The 19,653-nt window shown below is 63.6% G+C and carries 18 protein-coding genes and 2 riboswitches; of the genes, 12 read left to right on the top strand and 6 right to left on the bottom strand.

Going from position 1 to position 19,653, the window contains the following annotated elements; all coding sequences use genetic code 11:
• Positions 1 to 10 precede the first annotated feature (10 nt).
• Positions 11 to 1,288 (bottom strand): dihydroorotase, encoded by a 1,278-nt coding sequence (locus B5E60_RS03130; protein WP_087309430.1) that lies wholly within the window; start codon positions 1,286 to 1,288, stop codon positions 11 to 13.
• Positions 1,289 to 1,891: 603 nt separating this feature from the next.
• Here B5E60_RS03130 and zupT point away from each other — a divergent pair.
• Both zupT and B5E60_RS03120 read left to right on the top strand, forming a co-directional pair.
• The gene (gene zupT, locus B5E60_RS03125) at positions 1,892 to 2,695 is read left to right on the top strand and encodes a zinc transporter ZupT (RefSeq protein ID WP_087309429.1); all 804 of its coding nucleotides are present in this window, start codon (positions 1,892 to 1,894) and stop codon (positions 2,693 to 2,695) included.
• A gap of 43 nt (positions 2,696 to 2,738) precedes the next feature.
• On the top strand, positions 2,739 to 3,704 hold the full coding sequence (locus B5E60_RS03120) for a calcium/sodium antiporter (RefSeq protein WP_087309428.1): 966 nt from the start codon (positions 2,739 to 2,741) through the stop codon (positions 3,702 to 3,704).
• Here the strand turns inward: B5E60_RS03120 and mutY are convergent.
• Positions 3,697 to 4,749: an A/G-specific adenine glycosylase gene (gene mutY / locus B5E60_RS03115; protein WP_087309427.1), complete on the bottom strand. Its 1,053-nt coding sequence runs from the start codon at positions 4,747 to 4,749 to the stop codon at positions 3,697 to 3,699. The genes B5E60_RS03120 and mutY overlap by 8 nt on opposite strands.
• A 68-nt stretch (positions 4,750 to 4,817) precedes the next feature.
• On the opposite strand from mutY, the gene B5E60_RS03110 reads away from it, so the two are divergent.
• The 4 genes from B5E60_RS03110 to B5E60_RS03095 all read left to right on the top strand — a co-directional run bounded on the left by B5E60_RS03110 (position 4,818) and on the right by B5E60_RS03095 (position 6,693).
• Positions 4,818 to 5,123, top strand: a complete 306-nt coding sequence (locus tag B5E60_RS03110; protein ID WP_087309426.1) for a GNAT family N-acetyltransferase — start codon at positions 4,818 to 4,820, stop codon at positions 5,121 to 5,123.
• Positions 5,124 to 5,505: 382 nt separating this feature from the next.
• A complete protein-coding gene (locus B5E60_RS14140) occupies positions 5,506 to 5,655 on the top strand; it encodes a 2TM domain-containing protein (RefSeq protein WP_446697990.1) in 150 nt (49 codons plus the stop codon).
• A gap of 110 nt (positions 5,656 to 5,765) precedes the next feature.
• On the top strand, positions 5,766 to 6,404 hold the full coding sequence (locus tag B5E60_RS03100; RefSeq protein ID WP_087309425.1) for a hypothetical protein: 639 nt from the start codon (positions 5,766 to 5,768) through the stop codon (positions 6,402 to 6,404).
• A 4-nt stretch (positions 6,405 to 6,408) separates the two neighbouring features.
• On the top strand, positions 6,409 to 6,693 hold the full coding sequence (locus B5E60_RS03095) for a winged helix-turn-helix domain-containing protein (RefSeq protein WP_087309424.1): 285 nt from the start codon (positions 6,409 to 6,411) through the stop codon (positions 6,691 to 6,693).
• Between the two features lie 83 nt (positions 6,694 to 6,776).
• Here the strand turns inward: B5E60_RS03095 and B5E60_RS03090 are convergent, their stop codons facing one another.
• Together B5E60_RS03090 and B5E60_RS03085 are read right to left on the bottom strand one after the other, a co-directional pair.
• Positions 6,777 to 9,470: an AsmA-like C-terminal region-containing protein gene (locus B5E60_RS03090; protein WP_087309423.1), complete on the bottom strand. Its 2,694-nt coding sequence runs from the start codon at positions 9,468 to 9,470 to the stop codon at positions 6,777 to 6,779.
• Positions 9,467 to 9,979 carry a GNAT family N-acetyltransferase gene (locus B5E60_RS03085; RefSeq protein WP_087309514.1) on the bottom strand — a complete coding sequence of 171 codons (513 nt, stop codon included), beginning with the start codon at positions 9,977 to 9,979 and terminating at the stop codon, positions 9,467 to 9,469. Before B5E60_RS03085 ends, B5E60_RS03090 begins: the two co-directional genes overlap by 4 nt.
• 64 nt (positions 9,980 to 10,043) lie before the next feature.
• A riboswitch (cobalamin riboswitch) is annotated at positions 10,044 to 10,238 on the top strand.
• A 110-nt stretch (positions 10,239 to 10,348) separates the two neighbouring features.
• Between B5E60_RS03085 and B5E60_RS03080 the strand changes: the two genes are divergently transcribed.
• The 6 genes from B5E60_RS03080 to B5E60_RS03055 all read left to right on the top strand — a co-directional run bounded on the left by B5E60_RS03080 (position 10,349) and on the right by B5E60_RS03055 (position 17,126).
• A complete protein-coding gene (locus B5E60_RS03080; protein WP_087309513.1) occupies positions 10,349 to 11,404 on the top strand; it encodes a YncE family protein in 1,056 nt (351 codons plus the stop codon).
• 22 nt (positions 11,405 to 11,426) lie between these two features.
• Positions 11,427 to 12,353 carry a hypothetical protein gene (locus B5E60_RS03075; RefSeq protein ID WP_087309422.1) on the top strand — a complete coding sequence of 309 codons (927 nt, stop codon included), beginning with the start codon at positions 11,427 to 11,429 and terminating at the stop codon, positions 12,351 to 12,353.
• A 7-nt stretch (positions 12,354 to 12,360) separates the two neighbouring features.
• Complete coding sequence (locus B5E60_RS03070; RefSeq protein WP_239403192.1) at positions 12,361 to 14,415, top strand: TonB-dependent receptor plug domain-containing protein; 2,055 nt, start codon at positions 12,361 to 12,363, stop codon at positions 14,413 to 14,415.
• Positions 14,412 to 15,095 (top strand): DNA alkylation repair protein, encoded by a 684-nt coding sequence (locus B5E60_RS03065; protein ID WP_087309421.1) that lies wholly within the window; start codon positions 14,412 to 14,414, stop codon positions 15,093 to 15,095. Before B5E60_RS03070 ends, B5E60_RS03065 begins: the two co-directional genes overlap by 4 nt.
• A 69-nt stretch (positions 15,096 to 15,164) precedes the next feature.
• Positions 15,165 to 15,887, top strand: coding sequence for a polyprenol monophosphomannose synthase (locus tag B5E60_RS03060; protein ID WP_087309420.1), 723 nt, complete (start codon positions 15,165 to 15,167; stop codon positions 15,885 to 15,887).
• A 12-nt stretch (positions 15,888 to 15,899) separates the two neighbouring features.
• Positions 15,900 to 17,126, top strand: coding sequence for a glycosyltransferase family 87 protein (locus B5E60_RS03055; protein ID WP_087309419.1), 1,227 nt, complete (start codon positions 15,900 to 15,902; stop codon positions 17,124 to 17,126).
• A 128-nt stretch (positions 17,127 to 17,254) separates the two neighbouring features.
• Here the strand turns inward: B5E60_RS03055 and B5E60_RS03050 are convergent, their stop codons facing one another.
• Complete coding sequence (locus tag B5E60_RS03050; protein WP_087309418.1) at positions 17,255 to 17,623, bottom strand: GtrA family protein; 369 nt, start codon at positions 17,621 to 17,623, stop codon at positions 17,255 to 17,257.
• Positions 17,620 to 19,341: an ArnT family glycosyltransferase gene (locus B5E60_RS03045; protein ID WP_087309417.1), complete on the bottom strand. Its 1,722-nt coding sequence runs from the start codon at positions 19,339 to 19,341 to the stop codon at positions 17,620 to 17,622. Before B5E60_RS03045 ends, B5E60_RS03050 begins: the two co-directional genes overlap by 4 nt.
• 100 nt (positions 19,342 to 19,441) lie before the next feature.
• Positions 19,442 to 19,638, top strand: a riboswitch (cobalamin riboswitch).
• The last annotated feature ends 15 nt before the right edge of the window (positions 19,639 to 19,653 follow it).

Below are 19,653 nucleotides of genomic sequence, written 5' to 3'. Positions count from 1 at the left end.
TTGTCTGTCCTTATCTGTTTGATTTCGTTGTCAGCGTATCGTAAACCGTGCGGCCGCCAACCACCGTCAGCACCGCGCCGCCATCGACCTGCCAGCCGGCAAACGGCGTGGCATGGCCCTTCGAGAGGAACGTAGCGGGATCAATTGCATAGTGCATGTCGAGGTCCAGCACCGTGAAGTCGGCCGGATCCCCCTCGGCAATTCCCCCCTCGAGCGCAAAGAGCCGCCGCGGATTGACCGACATCAGCTCCACGAGGCGCTCAAGCGTAATGACGCCCCGCTTTACCAGATAGGTATAGAGCAGCGGGAAGGCCGTCTCCAGCCCGACGATGCCCATGGCGCTCCGCTCCAGACCGCGCGACTTCTCCTCGGCGGTATGCGGGGCGTGGTCCGTGGCGATGACCTCGATCGTGCCGTCGACAATGCCGGCCAGCAGCGCCTCGCGGTCCTCGCGGCTGCGCAGCGGCGGGTTCATCTTGAAGCGTCCCTCCTCCTGCAGATCCTCGTCGCAAAGCAGCAGGTAGTGGGGACCCGTCTCGCAGCTCACCCTGAGGCCCCGGGCCCTGGCGCGCCGTACCAGCTCGACGCTCTCCTTCGTCGAAACGTGGCAGACGTGGTACTGGCACCCGGTCCGTTCGGCCAGCGCGATGTCACGCTCGACCTGCCGCCACTCGCTCTCCGACGAAATGCCGCGGTGGCCGTGTTCGCGGCAGTAGACGCCGTCGTGGATATAGCCGCCGCGCAGGAGTTCGTCGACCTCGCAGTGGGCCACGATCGGCTTGCGGACCGCCGCCGCCCGGCGCATCGCCTCCTCCATCAGCTCCTCCGACTGCACGCCGCGCCCGTCGTCCGAGAATCCCGCCACGTGGGGCGCCAGCGCCGCAAAGTCGACCAGTTCGCCGCATCCACGCTGCCCCATGGTGATCGAGGCATAGGGTTTGACGCGCACCGCGGCATCGCGGCGGATCAGCGCCAGCTGCTCCTCGAGGTGCTCCGGCGTATCGGGGGCCGGATTCAGGTTGGGCATCGAGCAGACCGTCGTATAGCCTCCGTGAGCCGCTGCGGCCGTACCCGTGGCGATGGTCTCCTTCTGCGGGAAACCCGGTTCGCGCAGGTGGACATGCACGTCGACCAGCCCCGGCACGAGGTACCGGCCGCCGAGATCCACCCGGCTATCGCCCGGCTGCGGTTCGCAATCCGCCGCCACACGACCCTGTTCCACGACCAGACGCCCCTTCTCGAAGCGCCCCCCGCGGTAGATCATGGCATTCTCGTAAAATGTTTTCATCGACCCGATCGCATAAAAAAATAGGGCAACCGAAACAGTTACCCTAAAAAACCAGAAAATCCGCATCCTTCGGAGAGTGGAACCCCGACCAATAATCCTGCTGCCAGCACATTTGCGCCATCGGGATATGGGGATTGCCATTCATAGGATTCGGATTTCGCTATAATTGTCTACAAAGGTAGGGGTTTTTCGGCGGGCGTGCAAACCTTTTCCCGATTTTTTTTTCAACATTCGCTCGCGGACCGCCCGTGCAACAGACCGCGACCCGACGAATCACACTTCCACGGACGGGCGATCTGCATCGGCACCCGCGGTCACCCGTTTTCGAGCGGTGTCGGGCCGGAGTTTCCCCGAAATTCACCCGCAGCCCGCCCGAAGCTCACCCGGGATTCCGCCCGGGATTCCGCCTGCCCGCCGAAATCCGGCAATCAGCCAGAATGATACCTCTATAAGAAATACCGATTCGTCGGGATCGTCTTTTCCCGACGAATGCACTATCTTTGCGGTTGAAACCGACGGACCGCACTATCTGACGACCGCCCCCCGAAGGAGGCCGGTCGTCTGGTGTCGGGCCGGCCGCAACCTCCAAAAACCGCACTCACGATGCAGAACCATCCGATACTCGTCCCGCTGCTGCTGACGCTCGGCGCCGGTCTGGCCACCGGAATCGGAAGCGCCATCGCCTTTCTGGCCCGGCGTACGAACAAACGCCTGCTCTCCTTCTCGCTCGGACTCTCGGGCGGAGTGATGATCTATGTCTCGCTGGTCGAGCTCTTCCACGAGGCGGAGATCGCCCTCACGGCCGAATGGGGCACGCGCCTCGGCGGTGTGATCACCGTGGCGAGTTTCTTCGCCGGCATCCTGCTGATCGGCATCATCGACCGCCTGGTCCCCTCGTTCGAGAACCCCCACGAGGCGCACCTCATCGAGGAGATGGACCACCGTCCGCGCAACCCGCGTCTGATGCGCATGGGCGTCATGACGGCCCTGGCCATCGGCATCCACAACTTTCCCGAGGGAATTGCCACCTTCACCTCGGCCGTGGACAACCTCACGCTCGGCGTGGCCATCGCCGCGGCCATCGCCATCCACAACATCCCCGAGGGAATCGCCGTTTCGATTCCGGTCTACTACGCCACGGGCGACCGCGCGAAGGCCTTCCGGCTGTCGCTGCTCTCGGGACTGGCCGAACCGGTCGGGGCGCTGCTGGCCTATCTGGTGCTGATGCCCTTCCTTTCACCGACGCTCATGGGGTGCATCCTGGCCGGGGTGGCCGGCATCATGGTCTTCATCTCGATCGACGAACTCCTCCCGGCGGCCCGCGAATACGGCGAGGCCCACACCTCGATCTACGGCGTGGTGGCGGGCATGGCCGTAATGGCCGTCAGCCTGCTGCTGCTCGCCTAAGGGGACGCGGACCGAAGAAATCCGCAAAATCACACGCTCGAAAATGGATATACTGCTATTGATCATCGGACTGGCGCTGATTCTGGCCGGCGCCAACTTCCTCACGGACGGTTCCGCGGCCCTGGCCCAACGCTTCCGCGTGCCGGAATTCATCATCGGACTGACGATCGTCGCCGTCGGGACCTCGACGCCCGAACTTGTGGTCTCGGTCCTCTCGGCCATCGCCGGCAAGAGCGACGTGGCCATCGGCAACGTCGTCGGGTCGAACATCTTCAACGTCTTTCTGATTCTGGGTCTCTGCGCCCTGATCCGCCCGCTGCCCCTGACGGCCGGCAACATCCGCCGCGACATTCCGTTCGGCGTCGCCACCTCGCTGCTGCTTCTGGTTCTGGCCATGGACAGCTGGTTCAAGGCCGGGGCCGTCGACCGCATCGGACGACTGGACGGCATCCTGATGCTCGTCATCTACCTGCTGCTGATGACCTACACCATCCGCGCCACGGGCCGCACCGCTCCGGCCGACTCCCCGGCCGACGGAAGCCAGCCGCAGAAGCGGCCGATGGCCGGATGGCTCATGGCCGTAATGATCATCGGCGGACTGGCCGGACTGATCTTCGGCGGCGAGCTGTTCCTCGACAGCGCCACGGCGCTGGCCCGACGTATGGGCATCAGCGAGTCGGTGATCGCCATCACGCTGGTGGCCGGCGGCACGTCGCTCCCCGAACTGGCCTCGTCGGTGGTCTCGCTCATCAAGGGCAAGAGCGACATGGCCCTCGGAAACGTCATCGGTTCGAACATCGCCAACATCCTGCTGATTCTGGGTCTGAGCGCCACGATCAATCCGCTGACGATGGGCGGCATCACGCTCGTCGACCTGCTGGTCGTGCTGTTGAGCGCCGTGCTGCTCTTTCTGGCGGCCTTCACCTTCCGGCGCCGGGCCGTCGACCGTTGGGAGGGAGCGCTGTTTCTGGTGATCTACGCCGCCTACATCGCCTATCTGGTCAGATAGCCTCCGGCAAGGAGAGGTAGCGGTCCAGCAGCCGCGGCAGGGCGTGGTCGCCGAGTTCCGATGTCGGTACGGCCAGGGTCGCGGCCTCAGGCGTCAGTTCGGGGGCCTCGATGCGGTAGAGGCGGGCGTGGATGCGTTGATGCGAAAGCTGGTGCACGGGCAGAGCCACGGTGCGCAGCAGCCGCCACGGTGCCGGGCCCAGCAGTGCGACAAAAAGGGGATCGTCCGACAGATCGGGCAGATCGGCCGGAGCCGGCGTCTCGATCATCGGGAACTCGTAGAGCCCCTGCCAGATATCGCGCCCTTCGCGGCGGCGGAGCAGGACACGGTCGCCCGAAGTGATGTGCAGGTAGTGGAACCACCGGTCGCGGATGCGGGTGCGGCCCTGCTTGACGGGGCGTTCGGCAACCGTGCCGGCGGCAAGAGCCAGACAGCAGCCGGAGAGCGGACAGCAGTCGCAACGCGGCGCCGAAGGGGTGCACTGCAGCGCTCCGAAGTCCATGATGGCCTGGTTGTAACGCCCGGGGGCCGACGGATCGAGCTGCTCCTGCGCCAGACGGGCAAAGGCGCGGCGTCCGGCCGTGGAGTCGATTGCCAGGTCGATGTCGAACAACCGCGAGAGGACGCGGTAGACATTGCCGTCGACGACGGCGCAGGGTTCGCCGTAGGCTGCCGAGCAGATGGCCGCCGCCGTGTAGTCGCCCACGCCGCGCAGCGAACGCACCTCGTCGAGGCGGCGGGGAAACGTACCGCCAAAGCGCTCGACCACCTCACGGGCCGCCGCCAGCAGGTTGCGTGCACGGCTGTAATAGCCGAGCCCCTGCCAGAGGCGCAGCACCTCGTCCTCGGAGGCGGCGGCCAGCGACGCGACGTCGGGAAAACGCGCCGTGAAGCGTTCGTAGTAGGCCAAGCCCTGCGCCACACGGGTCTGCTGGAGGATCACCTCCGAGAGCCAGATGCGGTAGGGATCGCGTGTGCGGCGCCACGGCAGATCGCGCCCTTCGCGGGCGTACCAGTCGAGCAGCAAATCGGAAATCCGTTCCATACGGAGGACAAAAATACGATTTCGGAACCGAATTTGATCCGTTCCGGAGCATCCAAAACCGAAAAAAGATGGAAAAACGCTATCCACTGATCCACAACAGGGCCGCGAGCCGCTATGAATTCGACCTGGGCAACGGCGCCCGGGCCCTGATCGACTATGAGGCGACGCCGCAAGGCTACCGCCTGACCCACACCGAGGTGCCGGCGGCCTTCGAAGGACAAGGCATCGCCCGTCAGCTGGTCGAGGCGACGCTGGAGGAGTTCCGCCGGCGGGGCGATCGGATCATCCCCGAGTGTTCGTACATCGTCCACTATATCCGCCGCCACCCCGAGTGGCAGCCGCTGCTGGCCGATGGGTATCGGTTCGAGGTGTAGCGGCAGGCCTCGTCCGTCACAACCGGGCCGGACTCCCCAATCGGTCCAGCCACCCGTTCGGCCGCACCCGGCTCAATCGGCTCTCCGCCACTCCTGCATCGTCTTCTTGTTGTTTACACGGACTCTCGATCGAACTGTTCGAAAATTTCAGTACGAAAATTTGGTTTATAAAATAAACTACTTTATATTCGCAAACAAAGGAGAGAGGAAAAAGATTCCGTCCTGAGAAGCCGGGGCGTCAGAAACACCCAAAAAACACAAGACCGTGAAAACCTGCAACCACACGGAGACTCAGCAAAGGGAGATCCACACCAGGGAAGAGACCACCGCCGGGAGAGCGACCGCACGCCGCCATTTTGCCCGGGGATTTGCCTGACAGGTCATTGTCTGGGCCGTAACCTGCGCCTTTCTGGCCGTCGTCAACCGGCTGACCTCACCCCACTACTGGTGGGTATTGTGGGTCATCGCCGGATGGGGACTGCAACTGCTGCTCGCGCTGCTCTTCTACCTCTTCGGCGACGAAAAGGAGTAGCCGCTCACAAAACGCCGCCGCACGAAAACTCCCGCCACGGATTGCCGCACCGATACACGGTCGACTTCCGCGGTTCATTCACCCCCGAAAACCCTCAAAAAACAACCGACATGGACGAAAAACAACTCGACGCGCAGCAGAGTCTCGAACTCATCACGCGCATGATCCGCAGCACCCGCCAACGACTCGAACGCCACTCGGGACGCCCGTTCCTCATCTGGGGCTACACGACCGTAGCCGTATCGCTGCTCAACTACGCCCTCAACATCGCCGGTGCCGACCCGGCATGGAGCCTGACGTGGTTCCTCATTCCGGTCATCGGCTGCCTGCTGATGCGTCTCTTCCCCGAAAAAAAGAGTTCAGAGCCCCGCACCGAGATCGACCGCATCATCCACTCGCTGTGGAGGGTCTGCTCGCTGACCCTCATTCCGATCTTCCTCTTCAGTTTCCTCCACGGCTGGAGCTACCACCCAAGCCTCTTCGCCCTGATCACCCTCACGATGTCGGTCGGCACCGCCTCGACCGGGCTGATCGTCCGCTCGAAGGTCTACACCGCAGCCGGATTCTTCGGCATGGCCGGCTCGGTGCTCTTCGCACTGTACGACTTCCGGCTCGGACAACTGGCCCGCACCACAGAGATCGATACGACGATGATGAGCAACGAGATCCTGATCTTCGCCCTGCTTTTCGTCGGGATGATGGTCGTCCCGGGCCACATCATCAACTACCGGACCCGTCACGAAAAATAACGCCATGTTCCGAGAGTTGAATCCGCTGCTGCATTCGGAACTGAGGCTGGCCGTCATGTCGGTCCTCATCGGGGTCGAAAGCGCCGACTTCACCTTTCTCCGACAACAGACCGGCGCCACGGCCGGCAATCTCTCCGTGCAGCTCGACAAACTGGCCCGGGCAGGGTACATCGACGTGGAGAAGACCTTCCGGGGCAAGATGCCCTGTACCGTATGCCGCATCACCGACGCCGGACGCGACGCCTTCGCGGAGTATGTCGAGGTGCTGCAGACCTACATCCGGCGATAAGGCCGGCCCAACCATCCGACAAAAAAGGGGTGCTGACCATTGTGTCAGCACCCCTTGTCGTATCGGACTTTCGACCGGGCGCTCTATTGTTTGCCGGCCGTGAGTTTCTCGATCTGCTTCTCGGCCTCGGCCGTGAGTTTCTCGGCCTGCTTCTCAGCCTCCTCGACCAGCTTGTCGCCGGCCTTCTTGGCCGCCAGTTTGGCCAGCGCCCCCTTCTTCGAGGCCTCCTCGACCAGTTTGTCGCTCTGCTGCTGGGCCACCTCGATCAGCTTTTGTCCCGCGTTGCGGGCCTCCTGACGCAGATTCTCAGCCTGCTTGGCAATCTCCTCCGAGAGCGATTCGCTGCCCGTCAGCTTCTGGATCTGCTCGTTGACCACGTTGGTTACGGCCTCCTGAACCGCCTCCTTCACCCCGAGCGTGATCTTCGGCGAGGTGAACGTTCCCCCGATATTCACGGCCACGTTCTGCAGCACACCGCCGCCCGGAATGGCCACCTTGGCCTGGTAGTCGATCGTCTGGTCGAGCCCCGTCGAACCCGAAAGGTTGACGTTTACGTCGCCGATCTTCAGATCGAAGGGCGAAGTGTTCACCCGGCCGTCGCGGATCTCGAAGCGGATCTTCACATCCTTGGCCTCGATCTTGCGCAGTTTGTCGTTGCCCAGCGCATCGGCCATCGCCTCGAAAGCCTTGATGTTCTGGATATTGATATTCTCCGAGCGGATCTCGCCCGAGGCGTTGAGCGTAGCGAGGTCGGGCGACATAGCCGCATCAAGAGCCGTGGCCAGATCGAGCGACAGCGAATAGTTGCCGCCCGTCTTCTCGAAGATCGGCACTAACTGCTTGACCATCTCCAGCTCCTCGAACGTACGCTGAAACGAGGCATTCGCAAAGTCGGCCTTGAGTTTCAGGGCCGGACGCTTCGGATCGGAGGCCGTCGAGTAGCTTCCCGAGGCCGAGGCCTTGCCTCCGAAGATGCCCAGCCGCAGGCCGTCGAGCGACAACGTACCGTCGGCCATGCCCATCTCGCCCGTGATGTTTTCGATGGTCATCTTCTCGAAGAGGACCTTCTTCAGATCGGTATTGAGCGACAGACGCAGGTTGCGCGGAATCTCCAGAGCGGAAGCCGTCGTATCGGCAGCCTCGGCCGCCTCCTCCGCCAGCTCCTCCTCGGCGGCGGCATCGTCCGACTCGCTGCCCGGAAGCGCCGCCATGATCTCGTTCAGATCCAACAGTTCGGACTTCACGTAGAGACGTCCCGAAAGCTCCTCGCTGCGCAGCAGATAACCCAGATAACCGCTCAGCTGGCCGTTGGCCGACAGATCGCTGCGTCCGACCGTCAGGCCGAATTCGCCGAGGGTCATCGCCGCCGGGGTGATCGTCGCCGCGGCCCGACGGATCTGAACCGGCGGCAGGTTTTCGAGCGTCAGCCCCAATTGCTCGAGCACGAACGTTCCCTTGGCGCCCAGCGACTCGTAACGGTTCCTCTCGATGTCGGACATGCGGCCCGAGAGCTGTACGTCGGCCGTAATGACACCCTCGAGTTCAATCCCCTTCTCCAGCGGATAGACCTCCTTGACGGCTCCCAGATCAATCTTGCCGTCGGCCGTGGCCCGGAACGTCGGGTCGCTGGCCAGATTGGTGGCATAGAAGGTGGCCGCAAGTGAGTTGCCGGCCATCTGCAGGCCGAATTTCGAGAGGTCGATCTCCGTGCGGTCCATCACGCCGCCCGGATTGGCGATGCGCGCCTCGAGGTTGATGTCCGTAACGGCCTTCGGCAGCGACGCATACTGGAAGCTGCCGTTGCGCACCGAGGTCTTCAACTCGAAGGCCGGCAGCTGCGAGTCGCGCATCTGGCCGCGGGCCCAAAGCGAAAGATCCAACTCGCCGCCGGCCGTCAGATTCTTGAACTCCCGCGTATAGAAAGCCGGGATGAGCGACAGCACATCCTTGAACTGCACGCCGTCGCAACCGGCCTTGAGGTCCATGGCCACGGCGTTGTCCTTCATCTCGACCCAGCCGTCAAGCCCCACCTGGATGGCGTTCAGCCGGAAGGTATTCTTCGAGAAGGTGAAGTGCATGTTCTTCAGATCGGCGTCGATGTCGGCCACCAGCTCCGCCTCGGCATTGCTCAGCAACGGAATACCGCCCGAAACGAAATTCGTCCGTTCGGTCTTCAGACGCAGATCGAGCTGCGTGCGTTCGGCCGACATGTCGCCGCGCAGGCGCAACGACAGCGGATCGGTCGAGAAGCTCATCCGCGTCGAATCATCCTCGTAGCGGATCACGGCTCCCGAGATGCGGAAGTCGCGCACCGAAAGGCGGAACGACGAGCCGCCCTCTTCGGAGGGTTTCTCTTCGGCGGCCGGCTCCTCTTCGGAGGGTTTCATCACATCCCAGTTGACGGCGCCGTCGGCCATCTTGTGGGCGTGCAGCGCCGGATCGGCCAGGATGACCTTCGTCACCTCATACCCGCCATCGCCGAAGAGCGACAGGAGATTCACCACCACCGAGATGCGCCGGGCGGCCACGATCGTGTCGCCGACGAACGGCTCCTCGGCGCCGACGAGCGTCAGCCCCTTCAGCTCGACCGAAGCGTTGGGGAAGTGGCGCAGCAGGCTGATGTCGAGTTTCTCGAAATCGAGCGTGGCCGTAAGCATCCCGTTGGCTTCCTTCTTCACAATGTCGGCAATCTTGCCCCGCAGAGCGAACGGCACGATGAGTGCGATCGCCAGAATGACCACCACAATCGTGGTCAGAATCTTTGCAAACTTTTTCATCCCTTATCCATGTTGGAGACGAAAACCGTAGTCTCCGCCTCGTTGAATCCACATTTCCGGTAGAGGGCCCGTGCCGCCGTACGGCGGGGATTGGAGGTAAGCATCAACCGCTCCGCCCCGATCTTGCGGGCCAGGCCTTGCGCCGCCCCGACCAGCGCGTGTCCGGCTCCGCAGCCGCGGGCCGCAGCGTCGACCACCACATCCTCGATCCAGGCCTTGCGCCCCGACGGCGCGTCATACCACACCAGCGTCAGCATGCCCACGATCCGGCCGCGCGCAACGGAATCATCCGCACAGGTCGGCGTCGTCGGCCCGGCCGTCATCGCGGCCTCCGGCGCCTCGGCCTCCCGAGCCACAAAGAGTGCCGTTGTGGGATGGGCCAGCATCTGCCGTACCCGCTCTTCGAGGGGCGCCGCAAGCCGCGGGGAGAGTTGCGGAAGCAACCGGCAAAACGCCTCCTCCAACTCGGCGGAAAACCCCTTCACACGATCGACAACAAGCAACTTCATCCGGTTATTTTTCACAAAGATAACCTTTTTGTCGAAAACAGCATGGTGTTCCGCGGAAAAAAGCGTACTTTTGTCGCGCTGCGGTTCCGGGACGGGAGTCGACCGTCCGGGATTAAATGGGAATGCCGTGCAAATCGGCAACAGTTCCCGCTGCTGTAAGTTACGTGTACGGTCCGGCACTCTCGGCCACTGCCCCACGGGGCGGGAAGGCGCCCGACCGGTAACGAGTCAGAAGACCTGCCGCGGCATTCCGGTCCGAAAACCCCGCGGTGAATGGGGTTCGACGCGAATCTTCACCCCTTCCGCCGAACGCCGCCCTCCGCCCGGGCCCGGGCCCGGGCCCGGGCTTTCAAAAACCAAACCGGACGGATGAAACACGCACTGCGACATATGCTGTTGCGGAGCCTTCTGCTCCTGACGGGAGCCCTCTCCACGGGCGCCTGCATGGAGTACGGGCCCCAGGCCGAAGAGGCGTTCGACCTCCGCGGCCGCGGTCTCTTCATCACCTGCGAGGGCAACTTCATGTGGGACAACGCCTCGCTGTCGTACTACGACCCCGAGTCGCGACGACTCGATAACACCGTCTTCCTGCGCGCCAACGGCATGAAACTCGGCGACGTGGCTCAGTCGATGACTCTTCACGACGGAAAGGGCTATGTCGTGGTCAACAATTCGGGGGTGATCTACGTCATCGACCCCGACACGTTCCGCATCACGGGACTCATCGAGGAGGTGGTCTCGCCGCGACAGATCCTCTTCGTCGACGAGCAGACGGCCTACATCTCGGACCTCTACGATCCGCGGATCACGGTCGTCGACCCGCGCACCAACCGCATCCGCTCGCGCATCGACATGAACGGCCACCGCTCGACCGAACAGATGGTCCTCTCGGGCGACCGCGTGCTGGTCAACTGCTGGTCGTACGACAACAAGATCCTGGCCATCGACACCCGCACCGAACGGCTCGTCGACTCGCTGACCGTGGGCTGGCAGCCCAATTCGCTCGTGCTGGACCGTCACGGCAAGCTCTGGACCGCCACCGACGGACGGTCAGGCGAAGCCCCGGCCCTGTGGCGGATCGACGCCGCGACGCTCGAGGTCGAGCGTCGCTTCGAACTGCCGGCCGACCGTCCGCCGTCGCGGCTGACGCTCGACGCGGCCAACGACCGCCTCTACTTCATCGCCCGCGACGTATGGCGCATGTCCACGCAGGATGAAAGTCTTCCGGCGGAGCCCTTCCTCCCCTACGCCGGGACGCTTTACTACGGGCTGGGGATCGATCCCGACACGGGCGAGGTCTACGTCGCCGACGCCATCGACTACGTGCAGAACGGTGTCGTCTACCGCTTCACGGCGGAAGGGCAGCCCGTCGATACGCTCCGCGTGGGGGTCATCCCCGGCAACTTCTGTTTCAAACGACTCTGAACCACCAGACAAACATCCGATCATGAAAAAGATATCCCTGAAACACGGCGTGTGGCTCCTGATCGCGACCACGGCCTGCAACTCGAGCGAGACGATCACCACGGTCCGCGAGGAGTTCCCCACCTCGAAGGTCCTCGAATACACCCCGGCTCCGGGACAGTTCATCAACAGCACGCTGGCCGGCTTCCCGCAGGAGCCGATCACCACCCCCGAAGCGGCCGCCGCCTACGCCTCGGCCCGTCTGACTCGGGGCGGTGAGCCCGACTCCGGCACCGAAACCGTCACCTACGGATTTGTCTCGCTCGGAGGCTGGGGTGGATACATCATCCTGGGATTCGACGAGCCGGTGCCCAATTCGGGCGGTGCGGAGTACGACCTCTACGTCACGGGCAACTCCTTCAACGGTTCGTCGGAGCCGGGCATCGTCTCGGTGGCGCAGGACACGAACGGCGACGGTTCGCCCGCGGGCGAGACCTGGTACGAGCTCAAGGGAAGCGAGGAGGCCCGGGTCACGCGCGGCTACGAGGTCACCTACATCGCGCAGGAGGACGGTTCGGTCGCCTGGACGGACAACCGCGGCGGCAGCGGAACGGTCGAACGCACGATCCATACGCAGAGCTACATTCCGGCCTGGGTCGGTGAGCTGACCTACACGGGAACCCGCCTTCCGGACAACGTCGTCCCCGACAAGCAAACCGGCATCTACGACATGCAGTCCTTCGCCTGGGGATACGCCGACAATTCGTCGACGATCGACGGTGCCGGGTCGAAGAACCGCTTCCGCATCGCCAATGCCGTCGACGGGGAGGGGAATCCGGTCGACCTGCGGCAGATCGACTTCATCCGCATCCAGACCGGCGTGAACTGCACGGCCGGCAACGGCGTGGGCGAAATCTCGACCGAGGTATGCGGCGTGGGCTGCTACCGCACCGTCACCCGAACCGAATAGCGAGGCGGTGAGGAGCGTTGCCGTCATACTCGCCGCACTGCTCTGCACGGGGAACGTCCTGGCGCAGCGCGACTCCACGGCCCGCACCGTGGCCATCGAGCAGGTCGAGATCGCCGGGCGCCGCCCGATGAAGGAGATCGGCGTGCAGCGCACCGTCCTCGACAGCGCCATCCTGCGCGAGAACATCTCCTCGTCGCTGGCCGACGCCCTGAGCGCCGGCTCGACCCTCTTCATCAAGTCCTACGGCCGCGCGACGCTCTCCACGGCCTCATTCCGCGGCACGGCCCCCTCCCACACGCAGGTCACCTGGAACGGCATGAAGGTCAACTCGCCGATGCTCGGACAGGTGGACTTCTCGCTCATCCCCTCCTACTTTGTCGACCGCGCGGCGATCTACCACGGGGCCAGCTCGGTGGGGATCACCGGCGGCGGTCTGGGCGGCGCCATCACGCTGGCCACCCGCCAACCCGACCGGGAGGGGCTCTCGCTGCGCTACATCCAAGGCATCGGGTCGTTCACCACGTTCGACGAATTTCTGCAGCTGAGCTACCGCGGCCGGCGCTGGAGCTCCTCGACGCGACTGCTGGCCAGCACCTCGGAGAACGACTTCCGCTACCGCAACTACGACTCGAAACAGTTCACGACCGATGCCGACGGGCAGATCGTCGGAAGCTACTACCCGCTCGTACGCAACCGCAACGGCGCCTTCCGCGACCTGCACCTGCTGCAGGAGCTCTACTACACGTCGGATCGCGGCGACCGCTTCTCGCTGGCGGCCTGGTATCTCGATACCGACCGCGGGCTGGCCCTCTTGTCGTCGGACCGCAACACCTCGCGCGAAAAGCGCAACTCGCAGGCCGAACGCACGCTGCGGGCCGTCGTCTCGTGGGACCGCCTCTTCGGCGGGGTGAAGGTCGGGGCCCGCGCCGGCTACACCTACGACGATCTGCGCTACCGCATGGAGTCGGACCCCGACGGGGCGGGCAACTTCATCCCAGTGACCGACGCCCGGAGCCGGATCCACACCCTCTTCATCCGGGCCGAGGCCGAATACGCGCCGAACGAGCGGTGGCTCTTCGCGGCCAACCTCTCGGGCCACCAGCACCGCGTTCACAGCGGCGACCGCTCGGTGATCGACGCCACGACGGGCCGACAGGCCGACACGCTCTACCGTCAGGAGCGGTTCGAGCTCTCGGCCTTCGCCTCGGCCAAGTGGCGTCCGGTACCGCGACTGGGGGTGGCCGTCGACCTGCGATGGGAGCTCTACGGCGACCGCTCGACGCCGCTCATCCCGGCGCTGTTCGTCGACTGGCAAGCCTCCCAACGCGGCCATGTCGTGCTGAAGGCCTCGGCGGCCCGCAACTACCGCTACCCGACGCTCAACGACCTCTACTTCCAGCCGGGCGGCAATCCGGATCTCGACCCCGAACGCGGCTGGACGTGGGATGCCGGCGTGGAGTCGACGCTCCGCAGCCGGCGCAGCTCGCTCCGCCTCTCGGCCACGCTCTTCGACTCGCGCATCGACGACTGGATCCTCTGGATCGCCACGGCCAAGCAGGGGGTCTATACGCCGATCAACATCCGCCGCGTCCACAGCTACGGCGCCGAGGGCAAGATCACGGCCTCGACCTCGACCGCCTCGGGGTGGCGCTTCTCGGCGGACGGCAACCTGGCCTGGACCCGCTCGATCAACCGCGGAGACAAGTTCTCCGAGGCCGACGAATCGGTGGGCCGCCAGCTGGTCTACATTCCGGTCTGGTCGGGGGCCCTCACGGCACGGGTGGCGTGGCGCCGTTGGGTGCTGAGCTACAAGTGGCAGTGGTACAGCGAGCGCTTCACCATGTCGAACAACGCCCTCGGCGCGCTGGGACGCGTGCCGGCCTACGTGATGAACGACCTGGCACTGGAGAAGAGCCTTGAGTTCCGCCGTCTGACGCTCTCGCTCAAGGGGTGCATCTACAACCTCTTCAACGAGGAGTACCAGTCGGTGTTGGGGCGCCCGATGCCGCGTCTGAACGCCTCGTTCTTCATCGGTCTGACCCCAAAATTCCGCAATCCATGAAAATCCGCGAACAGCTCCTTGCGATGGCCGACCCGGCCTACCGCGACTTCAACGCCTCGCTGATCCCCGGCATCGGCCCTTCGATCGGCATCCGCATCCCCCGCCTGCGGGCCCTGGCCCGCGAAATCGCCCGCAGCGATACGTGGCGCGACGTGCTTCGCGACGACAACTGCCCCTACCACGAAGAGCGCATGCTGCAGGGGATGGTCATCGGTGCGGTCCGCTGTCCGGTCGACGAAAAGCTCGAACTGGTGGCCCGCTTCGTCCCGAAGATCGACAACTGGGCGCTGTGCGACTGCTTCTGCTGGAAGCTGCGCCCCGCGGAGCGGGAGCCCATGTGGCGCTTCATCCAGCCCTACTTCGACTCTCCGCGCGAGTACGATGAGCGCTTCGCCGTGGTGATGGCCACGACCAACTTCATCGACGCGGAGCACCTCGAGGCGCTGTTGCGCCGCTTCGAGGCGTTCCACCACGAGGGCTACTACGCCCGCATGGGGGTGGCGTGGGCCGTTTCGGTCTGCTATGTCCGCTTCCCCGAACGCATGCGCCGCTGGCTGGCGGATGCCTGTCCGCTCGATGCGTGGACCTTCAACAAGTCGCTGCAGAAGATCGTCGAGTCGCTGCGCGTCTCGGACGACGACCGACGCTTCGTGCGCTCGCTGCGACGAATCGCAAAATAACGGCGACAAAAAACGGAATTCGGAAAATAATCGTATATTTGTCTTACCAAACCATTCACGCAGACACTCATGCGAAAACTCGTCATCATCCCGACCTACAACGAAAAGGAGAACATCTCGAAGATGATCTCCAAGGTCTTCTCGCTGCCCGAACCCTTCGAAATGCTCGTCATCGACGACGGTTCGCCCGACGGCACGGCCGACATCGTCCGCCAGCGCCAGCAGGAGTTTCCCGGAACGCTCCATCTGCTCCAGCGCTCGGGCAAACAGGGCCTCGGAACCGCCTACCTCACCGGATTCCGCTGGGGTCTCGAGAACGGCTTCGACTACATCTGCGAGATGGACTGCGACTTCTCGCACAACCCCGACGATCTGGTCCGCCTCTACCGCGCCGCCGTCGAGGGCGACTACGACGTGGTCGTCGGCTCGCGTTACGTCAAGGGGGTCAACGTCGTCAACTGGCCCATGTCGCGGCTGCTGATGTCCTACTTCGCCTCGGTCTACGTGCGTACGGTCACCCGTCTGCCGCTGCGCGACGCCACGGCCGGATTCGTCTGCTACTCGCGCCGCGCACTGGAGACCATCGATCTGGACGCCATCCGCATGAAGGGTTACGGCTTCCAGATCGAAATGAAATACACGGCCTGGCGGCTCGGTCTGAAGCTCCACGAGGTGTCGATCATCTTCGTCGAGCGTTGCGAAGGGGTCTCGAAGATGTCGGGCGGCATCTTCCGCGAAGCCTTCTTCGGGGTGCTGGGACTCCCGTTCCGCCGCATCCGCAAACGACAGTAATCCCCGCAGCGCATGGCCCAAACTACGCTCAACGTCGAACCGGGAGTCGAACGCTCCCTCTGGCAGCGCATCCGGAGCTTCTTCCTCAACCCGCGGAACCTCTACCTGCTCGGCATGCTGATCGTCCTGGCGCTCACCTTCTCGGAGGTGGCCCGCGGACGCCACAGGAACTTCATGATCTTCGCCGAATCGACGAAGCTCTTCTGGCAGCACATCGCCCCCTACGGCGAAAGCTGGTCGCAGGCCATGCCCCAGCTGGACTACTACCTCTACGGCCCGCTGTTCAACATCCTCTTCGCACCGTTCGCCTACCTGCCCGCCTGGTTGGGCCCTTTCGTCTGGAACCTCTTCAACTTCACGATGTGGTTCGTGGCGATCTTCACCCTCCCGGGCCGCTTCACGCGCGACGAAAAGTGCAAGTCGTTTCTCTATACCTTCCTGATTCTGGCCTGCACGCAGCTCTCGTTCCAATACAACGTCGCCGTGGGATACATGTTCCTCTTTGCCTACTCGCTGCTCGAACGCGACAAGGGGTTCTGGGCCGTCCTGCTGATGATGATCTCCGGTTTCACGAAGGTCTACGGCATCTTCCAGTTCGGACTGCTGCTCTGTTACCCCCACTTCTGGCGCAACGTCGGCTATGCCCTCGGCATCGGGGTCGTGCTGTTGGTCGCCCCGGCCGTCAACATGCCTTTCGGGGAGCTCCCCGCCTACTACGGCAAGTGGGTCGCCGCCCTGACCGAACACAAGAGCACCCGCACGTGGATGAATCTCTTCTACCTGCGTCCCTTCGGACTGCTGCGCTACCAGATGGCCGTGCAGATCGGCGTGCTGGCCGCCCTGGCCGTCGGGCTGGTGGCCAACTACCGCAAGTGGAGGCAGCCCTTCTTCCGGCTGGCGGCGCTGGCCGTACTGATGGGTTACGTCATCCTCTTCAGCAACTCGAGCGAGGGCCACACCTACGTCATCACGCTGATCGCCTATCAGTTCTGGTACTGGAGCATGAAGCGCGGCGGCGCCCTGAACCTGCTCGACCGCATCGTCTACTGGGCCACGTTCGTCGTCGTGGTGGTCATGCCCGTCGACGTGATCTGCCCGCTACCGGTCATGGAGTTCTTCTACGGCTGGCAGCTGAATCTCTGGCTGCTGCTCTACCTTTGGCTCCGGATCTGCTGGACGGCCTTCATCCGCACCCCCGAGTCGCTCTCGGAGGAGTGCCGTCTGGTCGGCCTCCGATAGAGGTTCCGAATTCCCCGACGTACGATAAACCTGAAAAAGCCTCGGAGATGTTCCGGGGCTTTTTTTGGTACAGGGGGGGCGGTCGGAATCGGACCGGGTGCCAGGCCGACGGCCAGATGGCCCAGCCGTCAGAAGGTGAAGAAGTAGTTCATGAAGAAGTTCCAGAAGGTCACCACACCGATGGCGAAGAGCTTGGCCAGATAGAAGTTCAGCTTGAAACGCCCGTGCAACAGATAGATCGTGGCGTTGTTAATCGCCAGACCGACGAGCGAAATACCCAGAAAACGCAGATACTGCCCCGCAATGTCGGGATTCTCGTTGTGGAAGGTCCAGACCCGGTTGAGAATGTAGTTCGTGGTGGCGGCGCAGAGAAAACCCGCCGAATTGGCCACATACTTGTTCAGCCGCAGCCACTCCTTGCAGACGTAGGTGATTCCGAAATCGACGAATACGCCGGAGCCGCCGACTACACAGAATTTCAGAAACTGTTCGATCATAGTCGTTTGTTCAACCCGTCGACGCGCGTCGAAACGGGTTTGCCGTTAAACCAATTCGTATAGCCCGTCCGGCAGAGGGCGAAGCCCACGTCGAACTGCTCGCCGGCCAACTGTTCCGGGACCGTGAAGCGCACGGGGAGCGTCAGCGTCGCTCCGGCGCCGAGCGTGAAGCGCGCCCCGGTCGGGAACTCCTCGACCCGGAAGCGGCCGTGCTTCCAGAGAATATGGAGTCCGATCGGACCCTCGCCGACGCGAATCTCATAACGATAGGGGTTCATGATGCGCAGTTCGAGGTCGAGCACCTCGCCCGGAGCAACCCGTTCGGGGAGTCCGCTGAAAGCGATGTCGACCCGCCGCACGGGATGGAACGAGCGGTCGACGAACCACGAGAAGGTGCGGCCGTTGGCCAACTGGATGGTCTGCACACCGGGGAGCGTGTCGGCCTGCCGTGGACACTCGACCAACACTTCGCGTCCCGCAAAGCGCGTATCGTCGTCACGAAACTGCCACTGATGGGTCCGGTAGCGGATATTGGGCTGACAATAGGCCTCGCCGCCGGTGTAGAAGCCATACTTGGCCGCAATGGCGTAGCCGTCGCAGAAGATCACGGGACGGCCGTGCGCCTCGCGGGCAATGGCGCCGTAGCTTTCGGGGTTGTGGAAGACCTCGAAGCGCAGATCGGTCGGGTTGAAGATCATCACCAGCCGCACGACGACGACCAGCACCAGCGTGACGCCGCCGGCCCGCATGACGTAGCGACGCGTGCGCGGGTGGCGACGCGCATAGTCGAACAGCAGCCACAGGAGCCCGAACGTCGAGACGATGACCCACTGCGGCTGGACGTATCCGCGCAGCGACGAGAGCAGGAAGAAGCCGATGAAACCCACGGGCAGCAGCCGCAGCAGACGTTCGAAGGGCGTCCGACAGCGGGTCTTGCGCCAGGCCTGGACCCAGAGCGGCACGAAGAAGGGGTTGAAGACCACGAGCATGTTGACGAGGAAATCCGTCACGTAGCTCACGCGGAAGACGGCATTGCGGCCCGAGAGGTGGTAGGCGAACGAAGCCCAGTCGTGGTGATATTGCCACAGCAGATGCGGCACGAGCAGCAGCAGGGCCACGGCACCGGCCAGATAGAGTCCCGGACGGAGGAAGAGCCGGCGGGGCGTCACCGCCAGGGCGAAGAGGACGACCAGCGCCCCGTGGTACTTGCTGTAGGCCATCAGCGCCATCGTCACCCCCAGCCACAGCCAGGCGCCGCGCCGCTCCTCGGTGAAGCGGCGGAAGGCCCCGAGGAAGAGCGCCGTCGTGAAGAGCAGCGGACCGTCGGGCACGGCAATAAAGCCGTAGAGCTGCAGCATGAGCGTCGAGGCGGCGACCATGCAGTACAATGCGGCGTCACGGCGCGAGGCATCCGCCGGGCGGATCAGCCGCCACAGCACCCAAAGATAGAGCGGCTGCAGCAGCGTGAAGAAGAGGCGCACGCCCAGTTCACCACCGGCGAGGTGTTCGCCCAGCCAGACCAGCAGTGCCGTCATGGGCGGGTGGTCGAAATAGCCCCACGCCAGGTGTTCGGCGAACATGTGGTAGTAGGCCTCGTCGTTGGCCAGCTGGGAGAACCCCGCCTGCAGGAGGTTGCACACCCACCAGACGCCGAGCCAGAAGAGGACCAGCGTGTCGGGTCCCCACGCGGCATATCCCGTTTTGAGCGATGCTTTCATACCGCGGCAAAGGTAGGAATTTTTCTCGGGATTGCGTCGATGTTGATACATTGTTCATTAAAAAAAGCCTCCGGCGTTTGCAAACCCCGCAACAATTCCTATCTTTGTTCCCGAGCAAGGTTCCCAGCCGGCGGCTGCCGGCCCGGGATCAAAAGGGAACTCCTGTGCAAATCAGGGACTATGCCCGTAGCTGTAAGCTCCGCAAAAGGCTGTACACTCTTTGCCACTGTTCCGGCAGGAACGGGAAGGCGTGCGGCGGGAGCGAGTCAGAAGACCTGCCTTGCCGGACAGGCCGTAGTCCTCGGGACGTGG

Source organism: Alistipes sp. An116 (genome assembly GCF_002161005.1).
Classification (GTDB): Bacteria; Bacteroidota; Bacteroidia; order Bacteroidales; family Rikenellaceae; genus Alistipes; species Alistipes megaguti.
This window is presented reverse-complemented; position numbering and strand designations above follow the sequence as displayed.